Here is a 24,460-nt window from a genome sequence, read left to right on the forward strand (position 1 = left end):
TTCACGGATAGCGCCGGAGTGTTTGCACTCCATAAGCGGCGGCGATGATGACTTCATGTTGAATGTTAAGCGCATCGCTAAGGGTTTGGTTGTTGGGGGTGGGGCGCTGGGCTTTATTCGCAATACGCTTAACTTCCTGTAGGCCGATTTCACTCACCGCCAGCAGGCTTGCGCACAGCCGATTTAGCTCGTGATGATTTTCGGTGACGGCGTGCAGTTCTTTGGCGGCATCGCGCCACATTTGCAGTTGAGCCACAATTTTGTTTTGTAGCTTTTGGTTGCTGGTGTTTTTCAGCCAGAGTTTAACGTCTTTATTAAAAACACGAACACTTTTGCTTTCGGCGGGCAGGCTATCAACAAAGCGGTCCAGCGGGTCGCGGCGCGAATAGGTTTCGTGGACAGATTTTTCATGATGGCGGTGGTAGTAATGTGCCGGCTCCATGGCAGAGCTTGCCGTCAGTAGTGTCTGCAGTGGCAGTGCTGGGTAGCGTTTTTTGAGCGCGTTTTTTTGCTCGATAAAATGTTGGAGTCCAACCGATTCTGCTGCCCACTGGCTGACATTGTCGAGCCTTTGGTACATGTTGCGTTCATCGCGTAAGTCTGCGGGCGACCAAAGCCTTTCGGCAACGACAAAAGCGCGCGGCCACAGCCGTAAATCGATGCTTTTCTCATCGATAATTTCCGCCCACAAAGCGGCTTCGCCACCCAGTAGTAGGTGCTCATTGTCAGGGCTGACGATATCTTTCGCTACCGGCGCAGGAATTGAGGAGCCGTTAATTGTGCTGCCTGCGGTTTTGCTGCCCGTGACCGCATAAGGCGCATTGCCGGTAATAAAAGTGCCCGACAGCGTCGTTTTGTTTGTTTGCAGGGTCGCGCTTACGGGGCCCATCCAGGTGTCCACCTCAAAGCTTAGGGTGTTATCGCGGTAGTGAATATTTCGCAGGACTTGGCGAGACTTGCTTTTAAAATCAACAAAGCCGCGCAGCGAATCCCGCTCGCCAATAATGGTTAACGTACCACTGATGGCGCTGCCGCGTTTGCGAGGAGCCGAAAACTCCCAACTGCTCCAGGCTTCTTTGTCGGCTGGCGTAGTGGCAATCGTTATTGGCTCGGGCAGTAAACGTACACGGTAGTGATAACTGGCGTACTGGGGCTGGTCTAGATAAAAACCGGTGGACAGCAAAGCCGGGTAGCCCATGTTGATTGCGCGCCCAAGCGCATCTGGCCCCTGCCAGGATTGCACCACGGTGCCCTGAGGTAAACCGGCATGCAGCACTTCATCCCAGCCAATCATCTTACGATTTAACGCGCCGAGTATGTCGGCCAAACGCTGATTAAAATAAGTGTGCAAGGCGTAGCTGTCGGTGAGGTTGTTGGCTTTGACGAACGCCTGGATATCGGCGTTGCTTTCCCAGTGTTCCGGGTCTACTTCGTCGCCACCGATATGAACATAGGGGAAGGGAAACAGCTCGGCCACTTCGGTTAATATTTTTTCTGCAAAAATATAGACCTCCGGGTTGGCTGGATTCAGCAGTGGCTTGTGTACGCCCCAGCGGTCTTCGTGCTGGTAGGGGCCAGGGGCCGACATAAGCTCGGGGTAGGCAACGGCGATAGCGCTGGCGTGCCCGGGCATGTCTATTTCAGGCAGTACATAAATTCCCCGGGCGGCAGCGTAGGCGATCACCTCTTTCATTTGTGACTGTGTGTAAAAGTGTCCGTCTGCATTACTTTGCTGCAGTTTAGGGTAGGTTTTGGATTCGAAGCGCCAGCCCTGGTCATCGGTTAAGTGCCAGTGAAACACGTTCAGTTTTGCCGCCGCCATACCGTCCAGTTGTCGCTTGATGGTCTCAACCGAAAAGAAATGACGCGCTGAGTCCAGCAGCAGGCCTCGCCACGCAAAACGCGGTGAATCCTCAATGCGAACGCCCGGTAATGAGTCGGTGTTATGGGCGGCAAGCTGTAGCAATGTTTGCAGCCCACGCATAGCGCCGATGGTGGTGTTGGCGCTCAGCTGAATGCCTTCTGCGTCAATGGCCAGTTGATAGGCTTCAGCGTCGGTTTCTAACAGCGCCGCTTTTGGCTCTTTTACCGAAATGTGTAAGGTTGTTGTCGCTTCGCCTTGGGCTAAATTATTTTGCTGAGCCAGTTGCGCTTTAAATCGTGCAACTGCATTTTTCAGCTGTTCGCTGCTGTGCCCACTTATGTTTATCTGTGGGAGGGCAGTCAGTGGCAGCGAGTGTTGCGTCTGTTGCACCGAGCTGGGCCAGGGCATAAGAGGCAGAGGTGTATTGCTGGCTTTGGGGGTGTCGTCGGCATGCGACACAGCGGCAAGGCCGCTCGCTAACACGACAGAAAAAAGCAGAGTCTTTAGTTTCATAGTAAGTTGTACGGTTAAAAGCAGGTTTCGGTTTGCGCCACGATGGTGTAGTCGTCGTCAATAACGTGCAGCTCGCGCCACTTATCGAAGGTAAGGCAGGGGTGAGAGGTGGACAGCGCAATAATATCGCCTACCTGTATGTCTGCATCGGCGGGTATTTTCATAGCGCTGTGCTGGTCCATAATATGAAAAACCTGCCAGCTTTGTGGTGCAGAGTCAGGAGCGCTTTGGCCCGGGCGGTAGTGCAGTGCTGGTTGCGGCAGGCCTGCATCAAAAGCGCAGTCGCGTTTTCCTAGGGTTAAAATCGCCAGGCCGGGCTCGGGCAGAGATTGCACATAGGCCCACACCTCAAGCGCGGATTGTAAATCTCCGCTGACGCTGCAATCGTCGCCAAGACGTTCGCGCACCTGCTGCTGGGCTTCCATATAAATGCCTTTGTCGTGAATCAGATAACAGCCGGGGCGAATTACCGGAATCACTTTAGCGGCATTGGCATAGCCAAATACATCGGCGACCAGGTCGTACCACGCCGAACCTGCACCGGTAAGAATGGCCTTGTGTTCACCGAAGTAACCGCGGTTGTGCAGGTTTAATGTCAGGTCACGGACCTTCTCTAAATGAGCGCGTATTTTTTGCGGCGCATCTGAGCCGCCGATAACGCCTTCGTAGGTTTCAATACCACTTAAGCGCAGCGATGAATGCTGGTCAATTAACTCGGCCAGCTCGCCTGCTTCGGCCTCATTGCGACAGCCGCAGCGTCCGCCGGGCACGCCCACTTCGATCAGTACATTCAGGGTCTGGCCGCGCCCATGAAAATAGCGGCCCAGCTCATTAATATTGTCTGCGCTATCCACCAGACAATGAAATTCCACATTGCCACGGGCAAGTAGCTGGCTAATTAACGCCATATTGGCTTTGCCCACTAACTGGTTCGCCATCAAGATACGTGTGATACCCGCATTGGCGGCAGCAACGGCTTGCGGCGCACTGGCCAGAGTTTGGGCCCAGGCACCAGCCTCTCGTTGTAGCTGAAAAAATTGCGGTGTCATGGTGGTTTTGCCATGCGGTGCCAGCTTCACGTTTTGGGCGTCGGCGAAGCTCTGCATCCAACGCACATTGTTGGCCAGGCGTGAGCGGTACACCACCGCCGCTGGCAGGCTGACGGATTCGTGCAGTAAACTCATCGTTCCTTCCGTATCCGAAACGGCCGCACCTTTAGTAGCACTGATGGGTTTGAGTGGTTGTTGTTGGTTCATGAAACACCTGAAGGAGTTTAGTTTGGGCCAATGATAGAAAATAACGTTTTCATTGGTCAATGCTTGTTAGTATATAACAAAATGATTTACACTGCCCTGGCAGGCTTGAGCCGGGGCGTCATGGTAATGATAGAAAAGGAGCCCGGCAGTGAGTCACGAACCGGATATCGTCTCGCGTATTAATGCCTTGTTTGGTCAATTGCGCGATGCTGAACAAAAGATTGCCAGAGTCATTCTGGAAGATATTGAGTTCGCCTCCCACGCCAGTATCAGCGAGCTGGCATTGCGCGCTGAGGTGAGTGAGGCAACCATAACCCGCTTTGCCCGCGCTGTGGATTGCAAAAATGTACGCGACCTAAAATTGCGGTTGGCACAGTCGCTGGCCGTAGGGCAAAGGTTTTATACCGAAACACCCGTAGAGCCAGCAGGGCTGCACGCGGTGTATGAGGCGGTTAAAAGCGCACTTGATCACAATGCGCGTTTGGTTACGGATGACGTGGTTGAGCCCGCAGTCGATGCCTTGGCCAATGCGCGGCAAATTCTTATTTTTGGCGTGGGTGGTGGCTCGACTGTCATGGCGCAGGAGTGCCAATACCGCCTTTTCCGTTTGGGGTTTACCGCCTCGGCCTATTCCGACCCTATGCTGATGCGGATGGCGGCGGCAGCGGTGGATACCACCGATGTTGTCATCGTGCTATCGGCCGGGGGGTACAGCCCCGATGTGCAAGAGGCGGCCGAAATTGCCCAGGAATATGGCGCAGCGGTAATTGCGATAACCACCGAAGGCTCGCCTTTGGCTGCTGCGGCTGATTATCTGGTGCCAATGGAGCCTATAGAAACGGATTATATTTTTAAACCCAGTGCATCGCGTTACGTCATGATGGCCGCAATTGATGTATTGGTTATGGAGTTGGCCGTAAGGCACAAACGTAAAAGTCGGGAAACACTCCGGCGCATTAAGCACACTCTGGATAACCACAAACAAGGGGATGATCGTCTGCCATTAGGCGACTAACCTTTGTCGCGGTAAACAGGGTGTAGAGGTAGAAGTTTTGTTCGACACCCTGATTCGCAAAGCGCGCATAATTGATGGCAGTGGCGCACCTGCTTACCTTGCCGACATCGGAATAAAAGACGGAGTCATCGTTGCAATTGCCGATGCCCTCGACGACCAGGCCACCGACGTTATTGATGCGAAGGGGCTTTGGCTGGCGCCGGGTTTTATCGACGTGCACACCCACGACGACCTTAACGTTATTCACAACCCCCACATGCTGGAAAAAATCAGCCAGGGTGTGACCACGGTGATCGTCGGAAATTGTGGTATCAGTGCCAGCCCCGCGGTGCTTGCCGGTGACCCGCCAGACCCGCTTAACCTGTTAGGTGATCAAGCCGCTTTTTGCTACCCACGCTTTTCTCAGTATGCCGAGGCCGTTGCGCAAGCATCACCCTCGGTGAATGTGGGGGCGTTGGTGGGGCACACCGCTATCCGCAACAACCACATGGATGATTTGCAGCGCAGCGCTACCACTACCGAGTTAGAGGCCATGTGCAGTGATTTGCGCGGTGCCCTCAAAGATGGGGCGCTCGGCATGAGTTCGGGACTTGCCTATGGCAGCGCCAAGCAATCCAGCACCGACGAAGTCATTGCGCTGGTTAAAGAACTGGGCGCAGCAGAGGCGGTTTACACCACCCACCTTCGCACAGAGTTTGACGGCATTGTCGAGGCAATGAACGAAGCATTTCTGACTGCACGCAGCGGGAAAGTGCCGTTGGTGATCTCTCATTTAAAGTGTGCGGGCAAAGGAAACTGGGGCCGCAGTGGCGAACTTTTACAGCATCTTGAGCAGGCGGCTTTATCGCAACATGTGGCTTGTGACTGCTACCCCTACGCGGCCAGCTCCAGCACACTCGATTTAGCTCAAGTCACCGATGAAACGGCTATTTTTATTACCTGGTCTGAACCCCATGGCGAGCAAGCCGAGCGCTATCTGGCCGACATCGCCAACGATTGGAAGGTAAGCCTGATGGATGCGGCGCGGCGATTAATGCCTGCCGGTGCGGTGTATTACTGCATGAGTGAAGACGATGTGGAAAACATTGTTAGCTATCCCAAGTCGATGATCGGCTCTGACGGCTTACCTAATGACCCCCACCCGCACCCGCGTTTATGGGGCGCTTTCCCCCGGGTTTTAGGCCACTACTGCCGCGAAAAAGGCGCGCTCTCTCTGCCAATGGCCGTGCACAAAATGACGGGCTTATCGGCCGGGGAATTTCGCTTGCACAACCGCGGTTTAATTCGCGAGGGCTATTGCGCCGACTTGGTGTTGTTTGATGCCGAGCGTGTTATCGACAGTGCCACCTTTATCAAACCGCGCCAGGCCGCCGAAGGCATCGAAAAGGTGTGGGTGAACGGGGTCTTAAGTTATCAGCCAGGCGCGACCCAAACCGGCCGCGCCGGGCAATTTTTGTATCGACAATCTTGAGTAGGAGTAAGTAATTGTGAGTATTAAACGTTATGGCGCCGAAGGCAGTGTAGGTACTGGTGGTCAGCACCTGCCGTTCTCAATGGCGACTGAAGCGGCCGGTTGGTTGTATGTGTCAGGGCAAACGCCCATGTTAGACGGCGAAGTGGTTGAGGGCTCAGTGGTTGAGCAATCGCAGTTGGCGATCGACAACTGCTTGAAAATTATGAAAAACGCCGGTTACGGCAAAGAAGATGTGGTGCATCTGACGGTTATTTTGACCGATGCCCGTTACTTCCAATCTTTTAATAAAGTGTTTAAAGAAAACTTTGGCGAACACCCGCCCGCGCGCATCTGTTCGGTGTGTGACTTGGTGGTGGACTGCAAAGTCGAAGTGGGTGTGGTGTGCTACAAAAAGCCTGAGTAAGCCCGACAGAAAAATGTTGCCAGTGCTCTGTGAAGTTTCTGGCAACCTTTTCGACGCTAAAGTCACTTGTTAAACACGTTACTTTTTTTATTACAATAAATTTGCTTATGAACGCCAGTCTGTTTTTAACCGCACTCACCGCCTACATCGTTTTTCTGATCGCTTTAAGCTGGTATGTATCGCGCAACAATAAAAGCGGCGAAGATTTTTTGCTGGCCGGTCGTGGCCTGCCGGTTTTCTTAACCATTGGCACCACAGTGGCGACCATGGTGGGCACTGGTTCATCCATGGGCGCAGTGGGTTTTGGTTACGCCAATGGCTGGGGCGGTATGCTGTATGGCGTTGGTGGCGCTATCGGCATTTTGTTACTGGGATTGTGGTTTGCGCCAGTACGAAAACTTGAGTTTATGACCATGAGCGAAGAGTTGTCTTACTACGTAGGCGCTAATCGCTGGGTAAAAAATATTGTCGCGCTGCTGATTTTTATTGCCAGTATCGGCTGGTTAGGGGCGCATATTCTGGGGGGCGGGTTGTACCTGGCCTGGATTGCGGACATTGATTTGCAACTGGCGAAAGTCATTATCGCCATCAGCTTTGCCATTTATGTGGTTATCGGTGGTTACAACGCCGTGGTGTGGACAGATACGTTACAGGCCATTGTTTTATTTATCGGTTTTATTTTAATGGCGGTGTTGGCGGTGGATGCCGCCGGAGGTTGGAGTGCACTGATGGCGGCGCAGCCAGCTGAAAATGTTTCACTCTTGGCGATTGAGTCCATCGGCGGTTTGCACGCTCTGTCACTGGCGTTGGTGGTGGCGGTGGGTGTACTGGCCACGCCCTCGTTTCGCCAGCGTATTTATTCCTCTCACGATGTCGCTTCGGTGCGCAAATCGTTTTATACCTCTGGTAGTTTGTACCTGTTGTTTTCGTGCGTGCCTGCCATTATCGGTATGGGCGCTTACGCCTTAAGCCCTGAGTTGGACAACCGCAACTTCGCCTTTCCGTTTTTAGCGGTTGAGGTTTTACCCCTGGCGGTAGGGGTTGTGGTGCTAATTGCCGGCTTGTCGGCGACTATGTCATCCGCCAGCTCAGATGCCATTGCCGGGGTGGCTGTGTTGCTGCGCGATATTTACATTCTCGTTACCGGCAAAATGCCTCCGCGCGACAAAGTCATTCAGTATTCGCGCCTGTCGCTGGTGTTGGTCATCGCCATCGCGCTCACGTTTGCGCTACTTTCAAACGACGTTATTAGCTACATCACCACCATGATTTCCACAGTTATGGCGGGTTTGTTTGTGTGTGGGTTGTTGGGGCGCTTTTGGCCGCGCTACAACGCGCCGGGTGCAATTGCCTCGTTGCTGGCCGCCTCTATTGCTTCGCTGATTGTGGTGAACTTTTTTAAAGAGTTTTGGGGTAACCCGGTAATACCGGCGGTGCTTAGCGCATTGGTCGCCGGGGTGGTGGTGTCACTCGTGAGCAAGCCCAGCCGCTTAACCCCCGAGCAAGCGCTTAAAGTGCTGGACGACGAGCGCCGCGCCATGGAAGGAGTTGAATTGTAAGCGTGAAAGAGTAGCCTGTAGGCATGAGCTACGACATACGCTTTAAACGCATTTACCAGCAGGCCGATTCGTCCGATGGCACCCGTATTCTGGTGGATCGGCTCTGGCCTCGCGGCCAGAGCAAAGACGATGTGCCCATGGATGACTGGTACAAAGAGGCCTCTCCCTCAAGCGACTTACGCCGCTGCTGGCACCGCGGCGAACTCACAGAGGATGCCTTCAGCCACGCCTATCGCCACCAGTTGGACAAAGCCCCCGAAACACTTTTGCCACTTCTGCGGGCCGCGCGCCAAGGCACCGTCACTTTGCTGACGGCCAGCCGCGAGCCTGAACACTCCCACTTGCCGGTACTACGCCGTGCCTTGCTGGATGCGCTGGAAGTCGAAGACGCTGCCGACCAAAGTGAGCCCGCCTCTGCGGTGTGCTACCAAAAGCACTAACCTGTCCATGGTAAAATGCCCGTTTTGATGACAGAAAACGGGTATGGCAAAGAAGAAACTCAACAAAGGCTCCTCGGGCCAGAATCGTGCGGCAAGCGACAGCTTCATGGATAAATACCGTCAAAAAGACGGTGTACAGGAAACCGCCAGTGGCTTGTTATATCGGGTGATCGAGGAGGGTGACGGCATGACCCCCACCGAAGCGGACAGCGTTGAAGTGAATCAGCGCATTCAGTTGGTGGGTGGTAAAGTCATCGGCGACACTTACAAAGAAGGCATGCCCGACGAGTTCAGCATGAAAGAAGCCATTCCCGGCATTCGCGAAGGCCTGCAGTTGATGCAAGAGGGAGCGCGCTACGAGTTCGTGGTGCCGCCGGATTTAGCCTGGGGTAAGAAAGGCGTGGGCAATAAAATTGGTCCCAATGCCGTGCTGATTTTTGATTTAAGATTAATGAAAGTACGGTTTTAATTTATTTTGAAGAATTTACGGTGTCTTGCTGAGCCTGTCCCAATAGGGGTGGTCAGTAAACACCGCCGCGAAATAATCAATAAAGGCTCGCACCTTCGGCGCCAGCTGGCGTGAACTTGGGTACACCGCCCAAAGGGCTGTGTTAGACACCAGTGGGTAGTCTTGCAGAATGTGTATCAAGCTTCCTTGCTGCAGGTGTTGATAGGCACTCCAGGTGGAGTTGATGGTGATGCCCAGGCCCAGTGCGCAGGCGTCGCGCACGGCTTCGCCGTTGTCGGTGCGCAGGCGGCTCTTCACTTTAATAACTTGGTTACCTGCTGGGCCTGAGAATGACCAAGTATCCAGACCGGTAAGCGTCAGGCAGTGGTGGTCGGTAAGTTCTTGCGGTGTTTGCGGGGTGCCGTACTCTGCCAAGTAATCGGGTGAGGCGCAAAGTATGCGATTATCCGGCGCTAGTTTGCGCGCAATTAAGCTGGAGCTTTTAAGTTCTGCGTTGCGGATGGCAATGTCGAAACCGCCTTCAACCAAATCCACAATAGAATCAGAAAAGCGGCAGTCTAGGGTGAGGTTGGGGTAGGCCTGCATAAACCCTTTCATTTGCGGCATTAAATGCATACGTCCAAAGGAGGCCGGTGCGGTCAGGCGCAGGGTGCCGGCCGGGGAGTGGTTGCCGATGCCCACCGATGCCTGTGCAGCCTCCACGCTTGCCAGCACATCTTCCGCATGAGGTAGAAAGGCCTCTCCGTCTTCGGTCAGCGAAACGTGCCGTGTGGTGCGATGCACCAGTCGGGTTCCCACGCTTTTTTCCAGCTTATTGATGTAACTACTGGCCACCGCAGGCGATAGGTTTTGTTCTTCGCCGGCCTGGCTGATGTTGTGGGTGCTGGCAACTCTAACGAATAGGCGCAGGTGGTCAATATTCATCGTATTTTCAACCAAAAATATAAAGTCATTGTGTTTTAATCGATATTATCATTGCATTGGGTGGCAAATACACTGTTCCTATGTGGAAAACAGAACTTAGGAAGTGTAAGCCGTGAATACGCCCATCAATGCCAGCTCTTTTGCTGAACTCAATCACGCCTACAATCGCGTGTTCAAGCCTGCGCGGTTAACCGTGGGGCTGGTGGCGCCGCTTGAGCGCTACGCGCAGACATCTGTGCCGAGTATGCAGCCACATATTGACCGGGTGCGGCTGGCCGAATCCCTGGGCTTTACCGCCGTGTGGTTGCGTGACGTGCCGTTTAATGTGCCGTCCTTTGGCGACGCAGGGCAGGCGTTTGACCCCTTTGTGTATTTGGGTTTTCTTGCGGCGCGCACATCGCAAATCGCCCTGGGCGTTTCCAGCATTGTGCTGCCCCTGCGTCATCCCGCTCATGTGGCGAAGGCGGCGGCCAGCGCTGATGTGCTCAGTCAGGGCCGTGTGTTAATGGGGGTGGCGTCCGGAGATCGACCTGAAGAGTACCCTGCCTTGAATAAGTCATTTGACAGCCGGGGCGAACGTTTTCGCGATGCCATTTCTTATATCCAAAGCCTGTGGCAAAACCCCGCTCAGGTAAATAACCACTATGGCAACGTCAGTCCTGAGCTGGAGCTCTTACCCAAGCCAGTTGCGGGGCAAGTGCCGCTGCTGTTGACGGGCGGCAGCCAGCAATCACCCCAATGGCTTGCGCAACATGGTGACGGCTGGATGTTGTACCCGCGCGCCATCGAGCAACAGCAGGTGATTATCAATAAGTGGCGAGCGCGAGTGAAGGCGTTCGGGCGTTCGGCGCAACCGGTCATGCAGCCATTGTATATCGATTTGCTGCCTGATCCGGATGCTCCGCCCGCGCCAATACACCTGGGACTGCGGGTAGGCAGCCGATACTTGCGAGAGCACTTACACCGTTTGCAGGCTATTGGCGTCAATCATGTTGCGCTTAATTTACGCTTTAACCAGGCACCCATCGAGCCGACACTTGAAAAAATTGCGCGCGAGATTTTGCAAGAATTTCCCACCAATGAAATCCATTAATGTTTAATTATTTTTCACATGAGGATGACCCCATGAAAGCGATGACACTCAACGAATATGGCAGCAGCAAACATTTTACCGCGAGCGAGGTAGCAAAGCCTCAGGTTAAGGCAGGCCAGGTGCTGGTAAAAATTGCGGCCACCAGCGTTAACCCGGTGGATTACAAAATTCGCAGCGCCGGTGAAGACTTACCTTTCGCACCCGCTTTGCCTGCAATTTTAGGTATGGATTTCGCCGGTACTGTCGAGGCTGTAGGCGAAGGCGTTACCCATTTTGCTGTGGGTGACGAAGTGTACGGCTGCGCCGGAGGCTTGGCCGATCTGCCCGGCACCCTGGCTGAATACATCAGTGCTGATGCACGCTTAATGGCTAAAAAACCGAAGAACTTAAGTATGCAAGAAGCCGCCGCTTTACCTCTGGTAAGCATTACGGCGTATGAGGGCCTAACCCGCGCTGGAGTTAAAGCCGGAAGCAAAGTGCTTGTGCATGGTGGCTCGGGCGGTGTGGGTCATATCGCCGTGCAACTCGCCAAACACATGGGCGCTGATGTTTATGCTACGGGCGGAGGCGATAAACAACTCGAATTGATTGCCTCATTAGGCGCTACCGGCATTAACTATAAAACCGAAAGCGTCGACGAATATGTTAATCAATATACGGACGGCAATGGGTTTGACGTTATTTACGACACAGTAGGCGAAGCAAACTTACTAAACTCATTTCAAGCGATTGGGTTAAATGGACAGATAGCCACAACTTCAACCATGTCTGCCATTGATTTGACGATGGCGCACATCAAAGGCGCAACTTTGCACGTGGTTTTTATGCTGCTGCCCATGCTGCATAACACCGGGCGGGAAGTGCATGGTCAGATTTTACAACAGGTCGCTGAGATCGCCGAATCGGACAGCCTTACACCTGTGCTGACGGAACAACAATTTACCTTGGAAAATACCGGGGCTGCGCACGACTACGCCGAAAGCGGTCAGGGTATGGGAAAGGTCGTAATTAGCATCGCGTAACGATTAGCGCAGGAGTGCACAATGACAAAAACTATTTTAATTACCGGTGCCACGGATGGCATTGGTTTATTAACCGCAAAAAAACTGGCCGCACAGGGACATCAGCTATGGGTCCACGGGCGCAACGCAAGCAAGCTTCAGCAAGTGGCCCAAACGCTATTTGAGTTGGGCGCGGGTGTTGTTGAAACCTATGTGGCGGACTTTTCCGATTTAGACCAGGTAAAAGCATTGGCGGGCGAGCTTAATCAATGTCATTCCCGGCTTGATGTGGTGATCAACAATGCCGGAGTTTACAAAACCTCCCAGCCGTTAAACAGCAAAGCGCAGGATATTCGGTTTGTGGTCAATACCTTGGCACCCTACCTATTAACACAATCGCTATTGCCGCTAATGTCATCGGACGGGCGTGTGGTCAATGTAGTATCGGCCGCCCAAGCGCCAGTGAATGTTAAGGCGCTGTTAGGTGAAGTACACCTGCAAGATGATTTTTCTGCTTACGCGCAAAGCAAGCTCGCGCTAACCATTTGGTCGCGTCAAATGGCTCACGAGTTGCAGGGCAACGGGCCTGCGATTATTGCGGTAAACCCCGGTTCGCTGCTGGCCAGTAAAATGGTGCGTGAAGGGTTTGGTGTGGCCGGACACGATTTGGCAAAGGGTGCTGATATCCTCATTAAGGCCGCGCTCGGCGATAGTTTTTCTCAGGCATCGGGCTTGTATTTCGATAATGATCAAGGCGACTTTTCGCCGCCTCACAACGATGCGCTTGATGAACGAAAGAGTTTTTTAGTCATAGCCGCACTACAGAAAGTTCTCAATCAAGGGTAAAGGCTTCGTTGTTACGTTATTGGTGCGTCATTACGTTATTGTGCACTGCATTGGATCCTGCGGTCTTGGCGGGTGCCTTGGTTAGAATTCAAAAGTGCGGAGTATCAGCGGTTGAAGCGCGTTCTCGCACATTGGTATAAGCTTTGCTGATATAACGACAAGAAGCATCCGGGACGACCCGGAGCGGCTTGCCGTTTCTTTTGTCTGGACGACCAGGCGGCGTTTTGAATATTCAACTTTATTCAGGAGGTTGCCCAGTGCCAGACAATTCGCCATCCCCCCATACTGCGTTTACCGCATTGCCTTGCGTTGATATCGCGGGTTTGTTCAGTGCCAATGTTGCTGATCGTCAGGCCGTGGCCGATGAACTCGGCCGCGCCGCTCGTGAGGTGGGGTTTTTATACATCACCGGCCATGGTGTCAGCCCAGAACTGCAGTCGCGTTTACTGTCCCGCGCTAAAGATTACTTTGCCCAGCCTTTAGACGAAAAAATGCGTTTTTACATCGGCCAATCCGAGAACCACAGCGGCTATGTGCCCGAAGGGGAGGAAAAGCTCGGTGATGGCGCGGTGGACTGTAAAGAAGCCTACGACGTTAACTACGACTACCGCGCCGAGCTCGGCCGTCGGCCCATGTTGGGGCCAACCCAGTGGCCAGATGCGCCCGGTTTTAAAGAGGATGTAAAAAGCTATTATCAGGCGGCTCTGAATGTAGCCGACGCATTATTTCGCGGTTTTGCTCTGGCCTTACAGCTTGATGAAAACGCGCTAAGCCGCCATGTTAACCATCCGCCGAGTCAGCTGCGGATGATTCACTACCCTTACAACGAGCAAGCGCCCTCGGACCGCCCGGGCATTGGCGCCCATACCGATTACGAATGCTTCACTATTTTGCTGCCTACCGCTCCGGGGCTTGAGGTATTAAACGGTGCGGGGGAATGGATTGACGTTCCTCTCAAAGACAACGCGTTTGTGATCAACATTGGCGACATGCTGGAGGTGTTAAGTAATGGCCAGTTTGTGGCCACTTCTCACAGAGTGCGTAAGGTAAAAGAAGAGCGTTATTCCTTTCCACTGTTTTGCGCCTGCGATTACGACACCGAAATTGCGCCTATTGAATCGCTGACAAAAGCAAATCCGGACCGCGACTACATTTCCCTTAAATGCGGCGACCATTTATACGCGCAAACCATTCAAACGTTTACCTATTTGAAAAACAAACTCGCGCGCGGCGAAATCAGCCTGCCCGAAAACTCTCAATCGGTGGATAGCTTTGGCTATCACGGCCAATAGGAGCTGGGTATGCATTTAGTAGACATAGTTAATAACCACGCCTCTGCTGCGAAAAGTGGCGTGCCCGATTGGATGCTGGGCTACTTTAAGCGTCGCAGCATCAGTTTTTCCAATGGCGAGACAGACACAAAAACCCATGTGTGCTGGCTGCAAAGCCGCAACTTCACCATTGATTTACGCCTGCCCATAGAAAGTGAGCAAGTTGTTAACAAGCCATTGCAAGAGTACAGCGCGGCGGAATTACGCACCTTGGGTAACTATGAAGGCTGGGTGGCCGACAGCGTATGGAACGGTGAAACGTTAGCCTGGGAAAATGAAATCGCGCTGCAGCTGCACGGCCGCTGGCAAGAGCCTGCTTACCTGAAACGGGTTGGCAACTGCATGATGGAATTCTGCCCCAGCGACGCCTATGTAGAAGACTGGCGTTTGCAGCCAAGCGCGCCGGGCCCGCTGATTGGCTTGAGATTACTGCAAGAAAAAAACCTAAGCACACAAACCATTACTCGTAACAGCGGTGGTTTGATTATTTGCGGTGATTACGCAGCACTGGTGCTGGGGCGGCCGGAGCCTATCATGGCCGATTCTGCTAATGCCTTGCGTGAAAAAGCGCAATCCGCGGTGGGCGATAAAGCAGCCTTAAGTCAGCTTTTCGATTTTGAAACTTCGGTTGCCAAAGGCTCAATGCAAAATGGCTTTGCGGTTTCCTTAAGTACTTGCCCCGAGCGCATTGGTAAAGAAATTTTTAGCCTGGATGGGTTCAGTATAAGTCCAGACTCAAAAACGCTTACGCAAAATTTTGCAGCTACCGATGGCAGTGTCGTAGAAAGAGTCTACGCGATCGATACCATTGAATCGGGAGTTGAGTTTACTCAGACAACGCCAACCTGCGAACCATCAAAGCAGTGGTTTGACCGCGAAAGCGAAACCCTGTGCCGTTATACCCAACCCTGTTATTAATGCCGAGAGGTCAAACGATGAAAAAGCTCCTTAGTCTATTGAGTGTACACAGTAAAAAAATTACCGCTGCGTTGTGTTTTCTGGCGTTGATGTTTGGTGCTGCATCCGTGCAAGCGGCCGAGAAAAAATCCTTTAAAGTTGCCTGGTCTATTTACGCGGGCTGGATGCCTTGGGCTTATGCCAACGACAAAGGCATTATTAAAAAATGGGCCGATAAATACGGCATTGAGATTGAAGTGGTGCAGATGAACGACTACATCGAATCCATTAACCAGTTTACGGCCGGTGAATTTGACGCCTGCGCCATGACCAATATGGATGCGCTGACTATTCCGGCTGCTTACGGTGTGGATACCACCGGCTTGATTTTGGGTGACTACTCAAACGGTAACGATGGTCTTGTACTTAAAAACGCCGACAGCATCGCCGACATTAAAGGCCGTAACGTTAACCTGGTAGAGCTTTCTGTGTCTCACTACTTTTTGGCCCGTGCACTGGATATGAACGGCATGTCAGAGCGCGACGTGACCGTGGTGAACACTTCAGATGCGGATGCGGTGTCAACGTTTATGACCGATGACGTCACCGCCGCTGCCGTGTGGAACCCGCAGCTGGGGATTATTCTCGACCGTGCCGAAGATGCTACGGAAGTGTTCACCTCAAAAGAAATACCGGGTGAAATTATCGACATGATGGCCGCCAATACCGACACCCTGAAAGACAACCCTGCCTTTGGTAAAGCGCTGGTGGGTGCCTGGTTTGAAACTCTGGCCCTGATGCAGGGCGACTCGGAAGAAGCGAAGGCCGCGCGCAGCTATATGGCCGACCAAGCCGGTACCGATTTAGCCGGGTACGAAGCGCAGTTGGCCGACACCATGCTGTTCTACACACCTGCGTCGGCGTATGAGTTTGCCAGCAATAAGGATCTTCTGGGTTTTATGGATAAAGTGCGCCAGTTCTCTTTTGACAAAGGTCTGCTGGGCGAAGCCAGCCCAAGCCCGGATGTCGTCGGTATGGAGTTCGCCGATGGCGCCGTACTTGGCGACAAAAGCAACATTAAACTTCGCTTTGATGCCAGCTACGTGAAAATGGCTGCGGATGGGAAACTGTAATCTCGATTTCTCTGTAAGTTCTTTGCCCGGGTGCGTTAAGCCCCGGGCTTTTTTTCGGCTACCTTTTTATACTTGCTTATACCTATTCAATCTACCAAAACGGTTCATTCAAGAACTTCTCTTAGTTTTCACTTTTCATGTTGGCTTTCACAAACTTTTGTAAAGCCGGTTGAACTCTTTATCCGTCGCCTACACTGAAGTCTTACGTACTCGTTCAGTCGCAGGAGGCTTTATGACCAGTTATACCGAAATCCGTCTCAAAGAATATTATCGCCAGGGCAAAATTACGCCCCAACTGTTTGATGTCGTCTCGGCCCCTGTGCCCGAGCCTGAGCAAGGGGAGGTGCTGATCAAACAAACGCACATGTCACTAGACCCGGCCATGCTGGGCTGGATGACGGACGACACCGAAAGCTACATACCGCCTGTACAGCTGGGTGAGGTAATGCGCAGTAATGGGATTGGTGAGGTAGTCGCCTCAAAACATTCTGATTTTGCCGAAGGTGACCGGGTAATGGGTATGCTGGGCTGGCGTGAATACGCCACCAGTGACGGTCAGGGGCTTACCAAACTGCAGCCGGGTGTAAGCGAAGAAATGGCGTTGAGCGTCCTGTCCCTTCCGGGGCTAACCGCGGTGCAGGGGCTGCTCAATATTGGCAAGCCAAAAGCGGGCGAGACATTAGTAGTCACCGGGGCCGCCGGGTCGGTGGGCTCTATTGTTGGCCAACTGGGTAAAGCCAATGGCCTACGTGTGATAGGTGTCGTGGGCAGTGATGAAAAAGCAGATTGGATAGTTAACGAGCTGGGCTTTGACGGCGCCATTAACTACAACACGCCAAACCTTGGGGCTCAGCTAGAAGCGCTTACCCCAGATAAAATCGATGTGTTTTTCGAAAACACGGGCGGGCCCATTCAAGATGACATCTTCAACCGGATGAACACCCATGGTCGGATTGTGGTATGCGGTATGATTGCCGATTACCAAGCAGAGCAGCCTCGCCCAGGGCCGAATTGGATTCCACTGATCAAACAACGCATCACTATTCAGGGTTTTGCGATGCCAGATCATCTACACAACGCCCCCCAGTTAATATCGCAACTGATGCCTTACGTTGAAGCCGGTAATATAAAATATCGCGCTCATACCCTCGAAGGGCTAAACAGTGCAATTGATGGGTTGAACTTGTTCTTTAGCGGTGAAAATAAAGGTAAGTTGCTGGTAGAGCTTTAAAAGTAATTCTTCTTTCTTTTTATGAGTCTCTCTTTTCTGATTCACTGAAAAATCGAACCAAGGCGCTGTGTTATTCGCAGCGCTTTTCAATACGCCCTTTATTAAATACGTGCTTATGGAACATTAAATACTAATGCGGCATTAGGTGGTAATGACAGTTCTTTCTCTAATCGGGTGTAAAGATTTTATCGAGTCGGAGCATCTAAAGATGCCCGGTTTTGAAAAATGAAGCGCCATTGTGAAGCTATGTGCGCCACTGTAATTCTCTGTAATTTTTTTGTGAAGCGATCAGCACTAGGCTTCAGGTGCGGATACATAAGCGTATCCAAATTTCACTTAACTACAGAGGAAGGAATCGATGACATCTTTAAATATAGCTCCCATTGAAAATGCCATTGCCATGGCACCGACAAAAGCTGACGTTAACTCTTACCAGGTTTCTAAAAAGAAAGGGAATATCTCTGGTGTGGCCGTAAGTGTTTCGGGTGCTGGTGCCTGGGGCAAGTTAAGCGGCGGTTTTGATTTCAAAATTACCAATATTGAAACGTCTAAAACTTATCAGGAAATGCGTAAAAGTTACGGTATTTCTGGTGGGATCTCCGCATTTTGGAGTTGGTTAGGCGTGCATGCAAATGCCGAAGCTCACAAAGAAGAAATTAAAAAGGTATTTCATGAAGTTCAGCAATCCCAGCAGGTTAACGGCCATGTGAATGTAGACCTTGAAGTGACTGGTCAGTACCCGAACGTTGAAGTGACCGCCAGCGCTTTTATCTTTGTGCTGCAGATTAGCAGCGAAATGGGTAACACTTACGTCGCCTCCTCAGGTGATCCCAAAAGTGATGTGGGCGCCCAAGACGAGAATGGTGGCAACCTGCCTACCCGCAATAACGATAGCTCTATGACATTTAGCTAAGGCTGTGAATAGCTGCCGACCCAGGGTCGGCAGTAGTTTCGACTTTGATTTACCGGCACGCTTTCGGGGCTGATAGTACTACCCCAAATAACAGTAGGGCTAGCATCCAGAAAGAAGTTGCTAGCCCTATATTCTGCGCAATAAATCCAATGGCCGCTGGGCCTAATAAAATACCGGCATAGCCTATAGTGGTAACACTGGCGATGGCCAGCGCCGGGGGCATAATGCTTTGCGTGCCCGCGCGGCGAAACAGCACGGGGACGATGTTGGCTAGCCCCAAGCCGATCAGTAAAAAACCGCTTAAGGCAATGTAAGTCTGCTGCACGCTAAGCAGTACTGCAAACCCTGCAATGGCCAGCATCGCGCTGATCAATAAAAGTTTAGTGTCACCCAGTTTTTCGGATAAGACATCGCCGCTGAACCGACCCACTACCATCATTATCGCAAACAGCATGTAGCCAAGGCCGCCGCTGTGTTCGTTCACCAAGTTTGTCTCGGTAATCAACACCGCGCTCCAATCTAAAATCGCCCCTTCCACCAAAAAGGCAATGGCTGTAAGCGTCGCGAGTAACAATACGACTCCACGGGGAACGGCGAACAGCGTATCGCTGGCCTCGGGTTTATCGCGCAGTAACCTTGGCGCCGTAAGGCCCATGGCCAGTAGCATAATAGCTGCACAGGCCAGGCTTGCGACCAGCAGCGGACTGCCCGTTGAGAGCAGTAGCGTCATCAGCCCCGCACCGAGGAACCCGCCCAGGCTAAACAGCGCATGAAAGCCAGACATCATGGGTTTATTGGCGGCTTGCTCTACTTCAACCGCGTGCAGGTTAATAGCAACATCTAACGAGCCCAGCGCCGCGCCAAAAGCCAGCAAAGCCGCACCTAAATACAGCGGGCCCGGTGCAAGCGTCAGCAACGGCAAAATAGCCAGAAGCGCAAAACCGCTGACAATAATCACCGGTCGGCTGCCGTGGCGTGTGGCAATCATGCCGGTCAGCACCATCGCCCCCACCGAACCAATACCAATACACAGCAGCAGGAGCCCCAGTAACGCATCGCTCAGGTTTAAGTGCTGCTTGGCAAAAGGCACCATAGGCGCCCAGCAGGCAATACCAAAACCCGCCACAAGAAAACCAAGCCGGGTTGCTAAACGGGTAGCAGGGGTATTAGCCGAAGTTACGGACGTCACACAGAGCTCCAGGAAATAAATGTAGCGAGATTAGACACTGATACAGTGGGAATACCAAGGGGTTGTGTGAAAGTATTTGTTAGTTGCTGACCTCATTTTTCTCCGCACAGTCATCTGTTGGTTTAGCTCAGCTATCATTGCGGATTTTAAACACCTATTAATGTCTGATTTTAAACATGTGCTTGGCCACGCAGTATATTTTTCACCGCCGGGCAGAGACTTATACGAAAGGATAGGGAATCAAACTCGGGTGGGGCTGTGGCTGGTTTATCATTGAGCTTAGCTGAGCGGATGCTGACTCTGGGGGTGAGCTTTCTGGAGCCGAATCCCGCCTTCTCATGCAGTGTTGCTAAACACAAAACCTCAAACATACTGCCCCGCACAATACCCACTCGCCCACGCCCACTGAAAGTTATACCCGCCCAGCCAGCCGGTTACGTCCAGTACTTCGCCAATAAAGTACAAATTCGGTTCTGTTTTTGCCGCAAAGGTTTTGGAGGAAACGCCGTCGGTATCTATACCGCCCTTGGTGACTTCGGCGGTGCGGTAGCCTTCGGTGCCGGTCGGTTGCATGGGCCAGGCGCAGAGCACGTGGTTAAGGTTGTCGATGTCGCCGTTGCTCCAGTCCGCCAGTGACTTGGTTAGTAAATGTGGTAAGCCGTGATGCGCAAGCCACTGGGTAATAAACCGTTTGGCGAGCCAGGGGCTAAGCAGGGTTGTTAATTGTGATTTTTCGGCGCGCTGGCGCCAGGTGTGCAATTGTTGCGGTAAGTTCAGCTCGGGCAGCCAGTTAACGGTGACGGTGTCGCCCGGGTTCCAGTAGTTGGAAATTTGCAGTACGGCGGGGCCGCTGATGCCTTTGTGAGTAAACAGCAAGGCCTCGCGAAATACCTGACCATTACATTCCACGCTGGCATCGGCGGCAACGCCTGCCAACTGTTGTGCCAGCGTTAGCCAGTCGCCTTTAAAAGTAAACGGCACTAGGCTGGCGTTGCGGGCGGTCACTTTCAGGCCAAACTGTTTGGCAATGTCGTAACCAAAACCGGTGGCGCCCATGGTGGGAATGGACAAACCGCCGGTGGCAATAACCAGCGAGTCACACTGGTACAAGCCTAGCCCGGTAGTGATGACAAAACCGCCGTCGCTGTGCTTTTTAATTTCAAAAATTTCGCAGTGAGTGCGAATGTCCACACCGCCCAGCTCGCATTCGGCGAGTAATATGTTCAACAGATCGCGGGCTTTGTTATCGCAAAACAATTGCCCCAAGGTTTTTTCGTGGTAGGCGAGGCCGTGTTTTTCCACCAGCGCAATAAAATCCCACTGGGTAAAACGCGACAGGGCGGATTTGCAAAAGTGCGGGTTGGCCGACAGGTAGTTGCTTGGGGTGATGTCGTAGTTGGTAAAGTTGCAGCGTCCGCCGCCGGACATAAGAATTTTTTTGCCCACTTTATTGGCGTGGTCTAACAACGCGACGGTTCTGCCCCGCTGGCCTGCGGTAGCGGCGCACATTAAGCCAGCGGCGCCAGCGCCGATAATCACGCAATCATAGTGGTTCATACAACATCATGCCCGCAGAAAAACGGGCATGATACCTCAGTGTGCGACGGCCATGTACCTGAGGTACGGCTGCAGGGGGGCATCGAAGGTGCCGATGCTGTAGCCGGGGTAGGTTTGTGTGATCTGTAACTGGGCGCTGGTGTGGTCCAGCTTTTTGTAGGCCGAGGGCGCTAAGGCCATGGTGCCAAAGTGCTCGATATTGGCAAAGGGCGCCTCGCCTTCGGCGTAAATGTTAAAGGTGTCACCCACATTGACGCCACTGTTGGCACCGGCCAGTACGTACACCTGGCTGTCGCGGGCCGAAACTTTTACCGGCGCCATAAACGGCTGACACAGAGCTTTTTGCCCCAACTCCAGCGCAGCCTGGCTTAACAGCTTGTCGGCAGCCTGGCCGTAATCTGTGGCCCAGAAGCCCGGGCTGGCAAAGCCGGTGGCGGCGGTGTAGTCCGCATCCCACAGGCCACGGGTGGAGTAGGTTTTATCAAAAATGCGGGTGCCGGTGACGCCATCGTGCAGCATCAGGCGAAAACTGAACTGGCGCTCGCGAATATCCGCCGGGTTGGCACCCACCCAGCTTTTCAGGGTGCTGCCGACGCGATTGCCCGTGCGCCCCAGACTGTTGTAACGGAAGTAGTCCGGGTTGGCCATAGACATATCTTCAATGGTGCCGGTAACCACGTATTGGGTTTGGTATTGGCTGGCCACCAGTTGCACCGCGTTAAACACTTCGTAGTGGTTACTGAGCAAACGGTTGCCGCTGGCCAGGGTCAGCTCGGGCTGGGTTTGCACCTCCAGGTTTTGCTGCGGGTACAGGCGTTCGGCCAGAGTTTGCGCGATAGCGCTTTCGGCGTTGTACAGTTTGCCCACGCGCACCGACTGTGGTTTGCGATTGTTAAACGCCGTAACCAACAGCGATTTGCTGTAGGGCGCTACTGGGCACTCGGCGGCGTGAATGCTGCTATCGCGAATGTCCGCGTTCACCGTGACCTGATAAATGCCTTTTTGCAGTGATTCGTCGATCACATCCATGGCTTGAATTTGGCCGCGTGTGCTCACGCGAATCTGGTCGTTTACCTCGGTCACGTTAATCACGTTGGTGCTGCTGCGTAAATCAAAGCCCGCCTGCATCAGCGCTGTGCGAGCGGCGTCGCGGATGGCGGCCTGACGCGCGCCAGTAACATCCCCGTTCACCACACTGCTTTTACCCTGTGCGGTAATGATGTCGGCCTGCGCGGCGGCCGCGCCGATCAGCAAGGCTAAAAAAGTGGCTAGGTGAACGAAGGAGCGCAGCATAACGATTTACCTGTTAGACAGTTGAGCGTAAGTGCCAATGTCAAAGTGCTTGGCGGTGACCGACGCGGTGCGAGGTTGCTCGGCTTTTGGCGCGGTTTTGTGGTACGCCGTGCCCGAGTTTTCAATGTCCGATTGCATGGCGCCGATAGGGTCGCGATAAAAATCGGTATCCAGTGACAGGGCCACGGTGGTTTCATAGTAGCCCTTGCGGTTAATGCCCTGGCTAATCACGCGGGATTTAACCAGCACAAAGGTGTCTACCAGTGCGTAAATACGGTCGTGTTCGGTTAAAAAGTCCGCCACCCGAGTGTCGGCGGTAATTTCTACACCGCGCACACGTTCGGCCAGGGTTCGGTAGGCTTCCACTTCCGAGGCGCGCAGCGCCATTAACTCTTGCTGCGGTGGGTTGCCCGCAAGGGCAGGGTCCAGCGCGCCATAGCCCACCGCAGTGATGGTAACGGGCGCAGGGTATAAGGTGGTGGTGCTTTGGGCGTTGGCACTGGCGGTTGCGCTGGCCGACGCCGTTGCCGAGGCATTGGCCGTACTGGCGTCATAGCCGCCGCAAATTTGGCATTCAATAATACCGCAGCCACTTAACAGGCTTGATAAAAACAGTGAAATCACGAGCAACAGGCGGCGGTTCATACTGGGTCCTTGAAATCAATCGTCGATAGAACCCGTATCGGCCAGTGGCTGGAATTGTTTAGCTGTCCGTTGAAAAACGGTCTGTTAGTCGTTTTATATGCCCGTGTCGCCGGGCGTTGCGAGGTACTTTTGGTCTTGGCCAAAAGTACCCAAAAGCCGCGCCCCAACATCTGGCCCTTCGGGTTCCCTCATTCCAATCGATTTTAGCGGGCCGTATCGACAGCGCGTCCATGCGCTGGCGATACTTGCGCAAACGTCCTGTTTGCTTACCCCCTAAAATCGATCTCCATTCGGCCTAGATGTAAACGGGGCAAAAACCCAGCCGGTTCTACGATTTCACCTCTGGTTAAAATCCATTTTTGCCCATGGCAGAGCCAAGCAAGTGTCTGCTGCGCAGCCGCGTTTTTGGCCCCGTAGAGCCCGCCGAACGGAAGTCTGTTTTTGGGGGTACGCGCACAGGACGTGCGCACAAGCATCGTCTGGCCAGGGACAAGGTGAATTGCGTAGCAAGAGAGGGTGCCCTGGGGTAAGGCCTATCGATGAGGCCCGTAAAAACAGGCTGGAGTGAGGGGTGAGGTCTAGCGTTTGCAAAGCACTGCTTTGCGCGTCAGCCGAACGACAGGAAGCTGTGCTTGCTGGCCGGACGCTTCGCGCCGTAGGGCGGGATCTCCGGGGAAGGGTTTTTGGTTACTTTTTACCCCTAAAAAGTAACTCGCAACGCCCGGCGACACGGGCTTATTAAAGTCTGAAATTCAATTTCAGCATCTGTTCCGAAAGCAGCGTGCGACACCAGGGGCGGACAAGACAGGAGTAATAACCCTTACCCTATCCAACCCGAGAGTAGGGTTTTACCCGGTTCGCTAAACAGAAAGAAAAACGCCGTTGCATTGAGGATTGTCAGCAGCCAGAAAATAAACCGGAAAGGTTGTTTGCGAGTTTTATGTCGGAAAAGGTGTCGGGCAACAAGACCACCCGGCCAGCCACCGGCGGCGGTTAACAGCAGTAGGTTGGCCTCGGGTACGCGGCGGCCGTTACGCGGTGCTTGAAATTTATCCCAGCCGAATACCGCCAGGCTGAGGGCTGACGCCAGCAGGTAATAAACGCTGCTACCGGCATCGGCCCGCTGTTGATGTTCTAAAAAGTACACCAAAGAGAGCCAGGCAGCGGCCGCGAGCAGGGCGATAATGGGGGCAGAGAGGTTGAACCCGGTGGCGCGAATGTTTACCGCTTTGCTTTTGCCGTTTTTGCCTGGGGCGATGTTAAACGTAAATTCATCGCCCTCGGACGGGCGGCCCCTGCCTTTAAAGTCGCGAATGTGGGCGAAGAGTTCACCTTCAACACCGTTTTCTTCATAAGCCAAAAAGCCAAAGCCGCGTGCGTCGTTCCAGCGGATCAGTTTACCTCTGGCCATGGG

The 24,460-nt window shown here is 53.1% G+C and carries 22 protein-coding genes; 14 read left to right on the forward strand and 8 right to left on the reverse strand.

Annotated elements, in window-relative coordinates; genetic code table 11:
* Window position 1: 1 nt before the first annotated feature.
* Entirely contained in the window at window positions 2-2,377 is a 2,376-nt protein-coding gene (locus D568_RS0100555) for a beta-N-acetylhexosaminidase (RefSeq protein WP_020207599.1), read from the reverse strand.
* 14 nt (window positions 2,378-2,391) lie between these two features.
* Entirely contained in the window at window positions 2,392-3,633 is a 1,242-nt protein-coding gene (locus tag D568_RS0100560; protein ID WP_020207600.1) for an amino acid deaminase, read from the reverse strand.
* A 148-nt stretch (window positions 3,634-3,781) separates the two neighbouring features.
* Between D568_RS0100560 and D568_RS0100565 the strand changes: the two genes are divergently transcribed.
* From D568_RS0100565 to D568_RS0100590, 6 genes are all read left to right on the forward strand, one after another.
* Complete coding sequence (locus D568_RS0100565) at window positions 3,782-4,648, forward strand: MurR/RpiR family transcriptional regulator (protein WP_020207601.1); 867 nt, start codon at window positions 3,782-3,784, stop codon at window positions 4,646-4,648.
* Window positions 4,649-4,685: 37 nt separating this feature from the next.
* On the forward strand, window positions 4,686-6,119 hold the full coding sequence (locus tag D568_RS0100570) for an N-acyl-D-amino-acid deacylase family protein (RefSeq protein WP_026286754.1): 1,434 nt from the start codon (window positions 4,686-4,688) through the stop codon (window positions 6,117-6,119).
* A 16-nt stretch (window positions 6,120-6,135) separates the two neighbouring features.
* The gene (locus D568_RS0100575) at window positions 6,136-6,525 is read left to right on the forward strand and encodes a RidA family protein (protein ID WP_020207604.1); all 390 of its coding nucleotides are present in this window, start codon (window positions 6,136-6,138) and stop codon (window positions 6,523-6,525) included.
* 107 nt (window positions 6,526-6,632) lie between these two features.
* A complete protein-coding gene (locus D568_RS0100580) occupies window positions 6,633-8,084 on the forward strand; it encodes a sodium:solute symporter family protein (RefSeq protein WP_026286755.1) in 1,452 nt (483 codons plus the stop codon).
* 23 nt (window positions 8,085-8,107) lie between these two features.
* Window positions 8,108-8,524, forward strand: a complete 417-nt coding sequence (locus D568_RS0100585) for a DUF488 domain-containing protein (RefSeq protein ID WP_020207606.1) — start codon at window positions 8,108-8,110, stop codon at window positions 8,522-8,524.
* Window positions 8,525-8,567: 43 nt separating this feature from the next.
* Complete coding sequence (locus tag D568_RS0100590) at window positions 8,568-8,993, forward strand: FKBP-type peptidyl-prolyl cis-trans isomerase (protein WP_020207607.1); 426 nt, start codon at window positions 8,568-8,570, stop codon at window positions 8,991-8,993.
* A 15-nt stretch (window positions 8,994-9,008) separates the two neighbouring features.
* On the opposite strand, the gene D568_RS0100595 is transcribed toward D568_RS0100590, so the two are convergent.
* Window positions 9,009-9,917: a LysR family transcriptional regulator gene (locus D568_RS0100595; protein WP_020207608.1), complete on the reverse strand. Its 909-nt coding sequence runs from the start codon at window positions 9,915-9,917 to the stop codon at window positions 9,009-9,011.
* Window positions 9,918-10,029: 112 nt separating this feature from the next.
* Between D568_RS0100595 and D568_RS0100600 the strand changes: the two genes are divergently transcribed.
* The 8 genes from D568_RS0100600 (at window position 10,030) to D568_RS0100635 (ending at window position 18,362) form a co-directional block, all read left to right on the forward strand.
* On the forward strand, window positions 10,030-11,010 hold the full coding sequence (locus D568_RS0100600) for a TIGR03571 family LLM class oxidoreductase (protein ID WP_020207609.1): 981 nt from the start codon (window positions 10,030-10,032) through the stop codon (window positions 11,008-11,010).
* A gap of 32 nt (window positions 11,011-11,042) precedes the next feature.
* Entirely contained in the window at window positions 11,043-12,032 is a 990-nt protein-coding gene (locus tag D568_RS0100605; protein ID WP_026286756.1) for a zinc-dependent alcohol dehydrogenase family protein, read from the forward strand.
* Window positions 12,033-12,053: 21 nt separating this feature from the next.
* Window positions 12,054-12,857: an SDR family NAD(P)-dependent oxidoreductase gene (locus D568_RS0100610; RefSeq protein WP_020207611.1), complete on the forward strand. Its 804-nt coding sequence runs from the start codon at window positions 12,054-12,056 to the stop codon at window positions 12,855-12,857.
* A 257-nt stretch (window positions 12,858-13,114) separates the two neighbouring features.
* Complete coding sequence (locus D568_RS0100615; protein ID WP_020207612.1) at window positions 13,115-14,149, forward strand: isopenicillin N synthase family dioxygenase; 1,035 nt, start codon at window positions 13,115-13,117, stop codon at window positions 14,147-14,149.
* A 9-nt stretch (window positions 14,150-14,158) separates the two neighbouring features.
* Entirely contained in the window at window positions 14,159-15,106 is a 948-nt protein-coding gene (locus tag D568_RS0100620; protein WP_020207613.1) for a hypothetical protein, read from the forward strand.
* Between the two features lie 17 nt (window positions 15,107-15,123).
* Complete coding sequence (locus D568_RS0100625; protein WP_020207614.1) at window positions 15,124-16,218, forward strand: putative urea ABC transporter substrate-binding protein; 1,095 nt, start codon at window positions 15,124-15,126, stop codon at window positions 16,216-16,218.
* A gap of 232 nt (window positions 16,219-16,450) precedes the next feature.
* Window positions 16,451-17,449, forward strand: a complete 999-nt coding sequence (locus D568_RS0100630; protein WP_020207615.1) for an NADP-dependent oxidoreductase — start codon at window positions 16,451-16,453, stop codon at window positions 17,447-17,449.
* Window positions 17,450-17,807: 358 nt separating this feature from the next.
* Window positions 17,808-18,362, forward strand: coding sequence for a hypothetical protein (locus D568_RS0100635; protein ID WP_020207616.1), 555 nt, complete (start codon window positions 17,808-17,810; stop codon window positions 18,360-18,362).
* A gap of 49 nt (window positions 18,363-18,411) precedes the next feature.
* On the opposite strand, the gene D568_RS0100640 is transcribed toward D568_RS0100635, so the two are convergent.
* The 5 genes from D568_RS0100640 to D568_RS0100660 form a co-directional block, all read right to left on the reverse strand.
* Entirely contained in the window at window positions 18,412-19,551 is a 1,140-nt protein-coding gene (locus D568_RS0100640) for an MFS transporter (protein ID WP_020207617.1), read from the reverse strand.
* Window positions 19,552-19,914: 363 nt separating this feature from the next.
* Window positions 19,915-21,108, reverse strand: a complete 1,194-nt coding sequence (locus D568_RS0100645; RefSeq protein ID WP_020207618.1) for a BaiN/RdsA family NAD(P)/FAD-dependent oxidoreductase — start codon at window positions 21,106-21,108, stop codon at window positions 19,915-19,917.
* A 36-nt stretch (window positions 21,109-21,144) separates the two neighbouring features.
* Window positions 21,145-22,401, reverse strand: coding sequence for a flagellar assembly protein T N-terminal domain-containing protein (locus tag D568_RS0100650; protein WP_020207619.1), 1,257 nt, complete (start codon window positions 22,399-22,401; stop codon window positions 21,145-21,147).
* A 6-nt stretch (window positions 22,402-22,407) separates the two neighbouring features.
* Entirely contained in the window at window positions 22,408-23,046 is a 639-nt protein-coding gene (locus tag D568_RS20820; RefSeq protein ID WP_020207620.1) for a hypothetical protein, read from the reverse strand.
* An 820-nt stretch (window positions 23,047-23,866) separates the two neighbouring features.
* Window positions 23,867-24,457 (reverse strand): DUF1294 domain-containing protein, encoded by a 591-nt coding sequence (locus tag D568_RS0100660; protein WP_020207621.1) that lies wholly within the window; start codon window positions 24,455-24,457, stop codon window positions 23,867-23,869.
* Between the last annotated feature and the right edge of the window lie 3 nt (window positions 24,458-24,460).

Origin of the sequence: Gilvimarinus chinensis DSM 19667 (assembly GCF_000377745.1) — a bacterium.
Classification (GTDB): domain Bacteria; phylum Pseudomonadota; class Gammaproteobacteria; order Pseudomonadales; family Cellvibrionaceae; genus Gilvimarinus; species Gilvimarinus chinensis.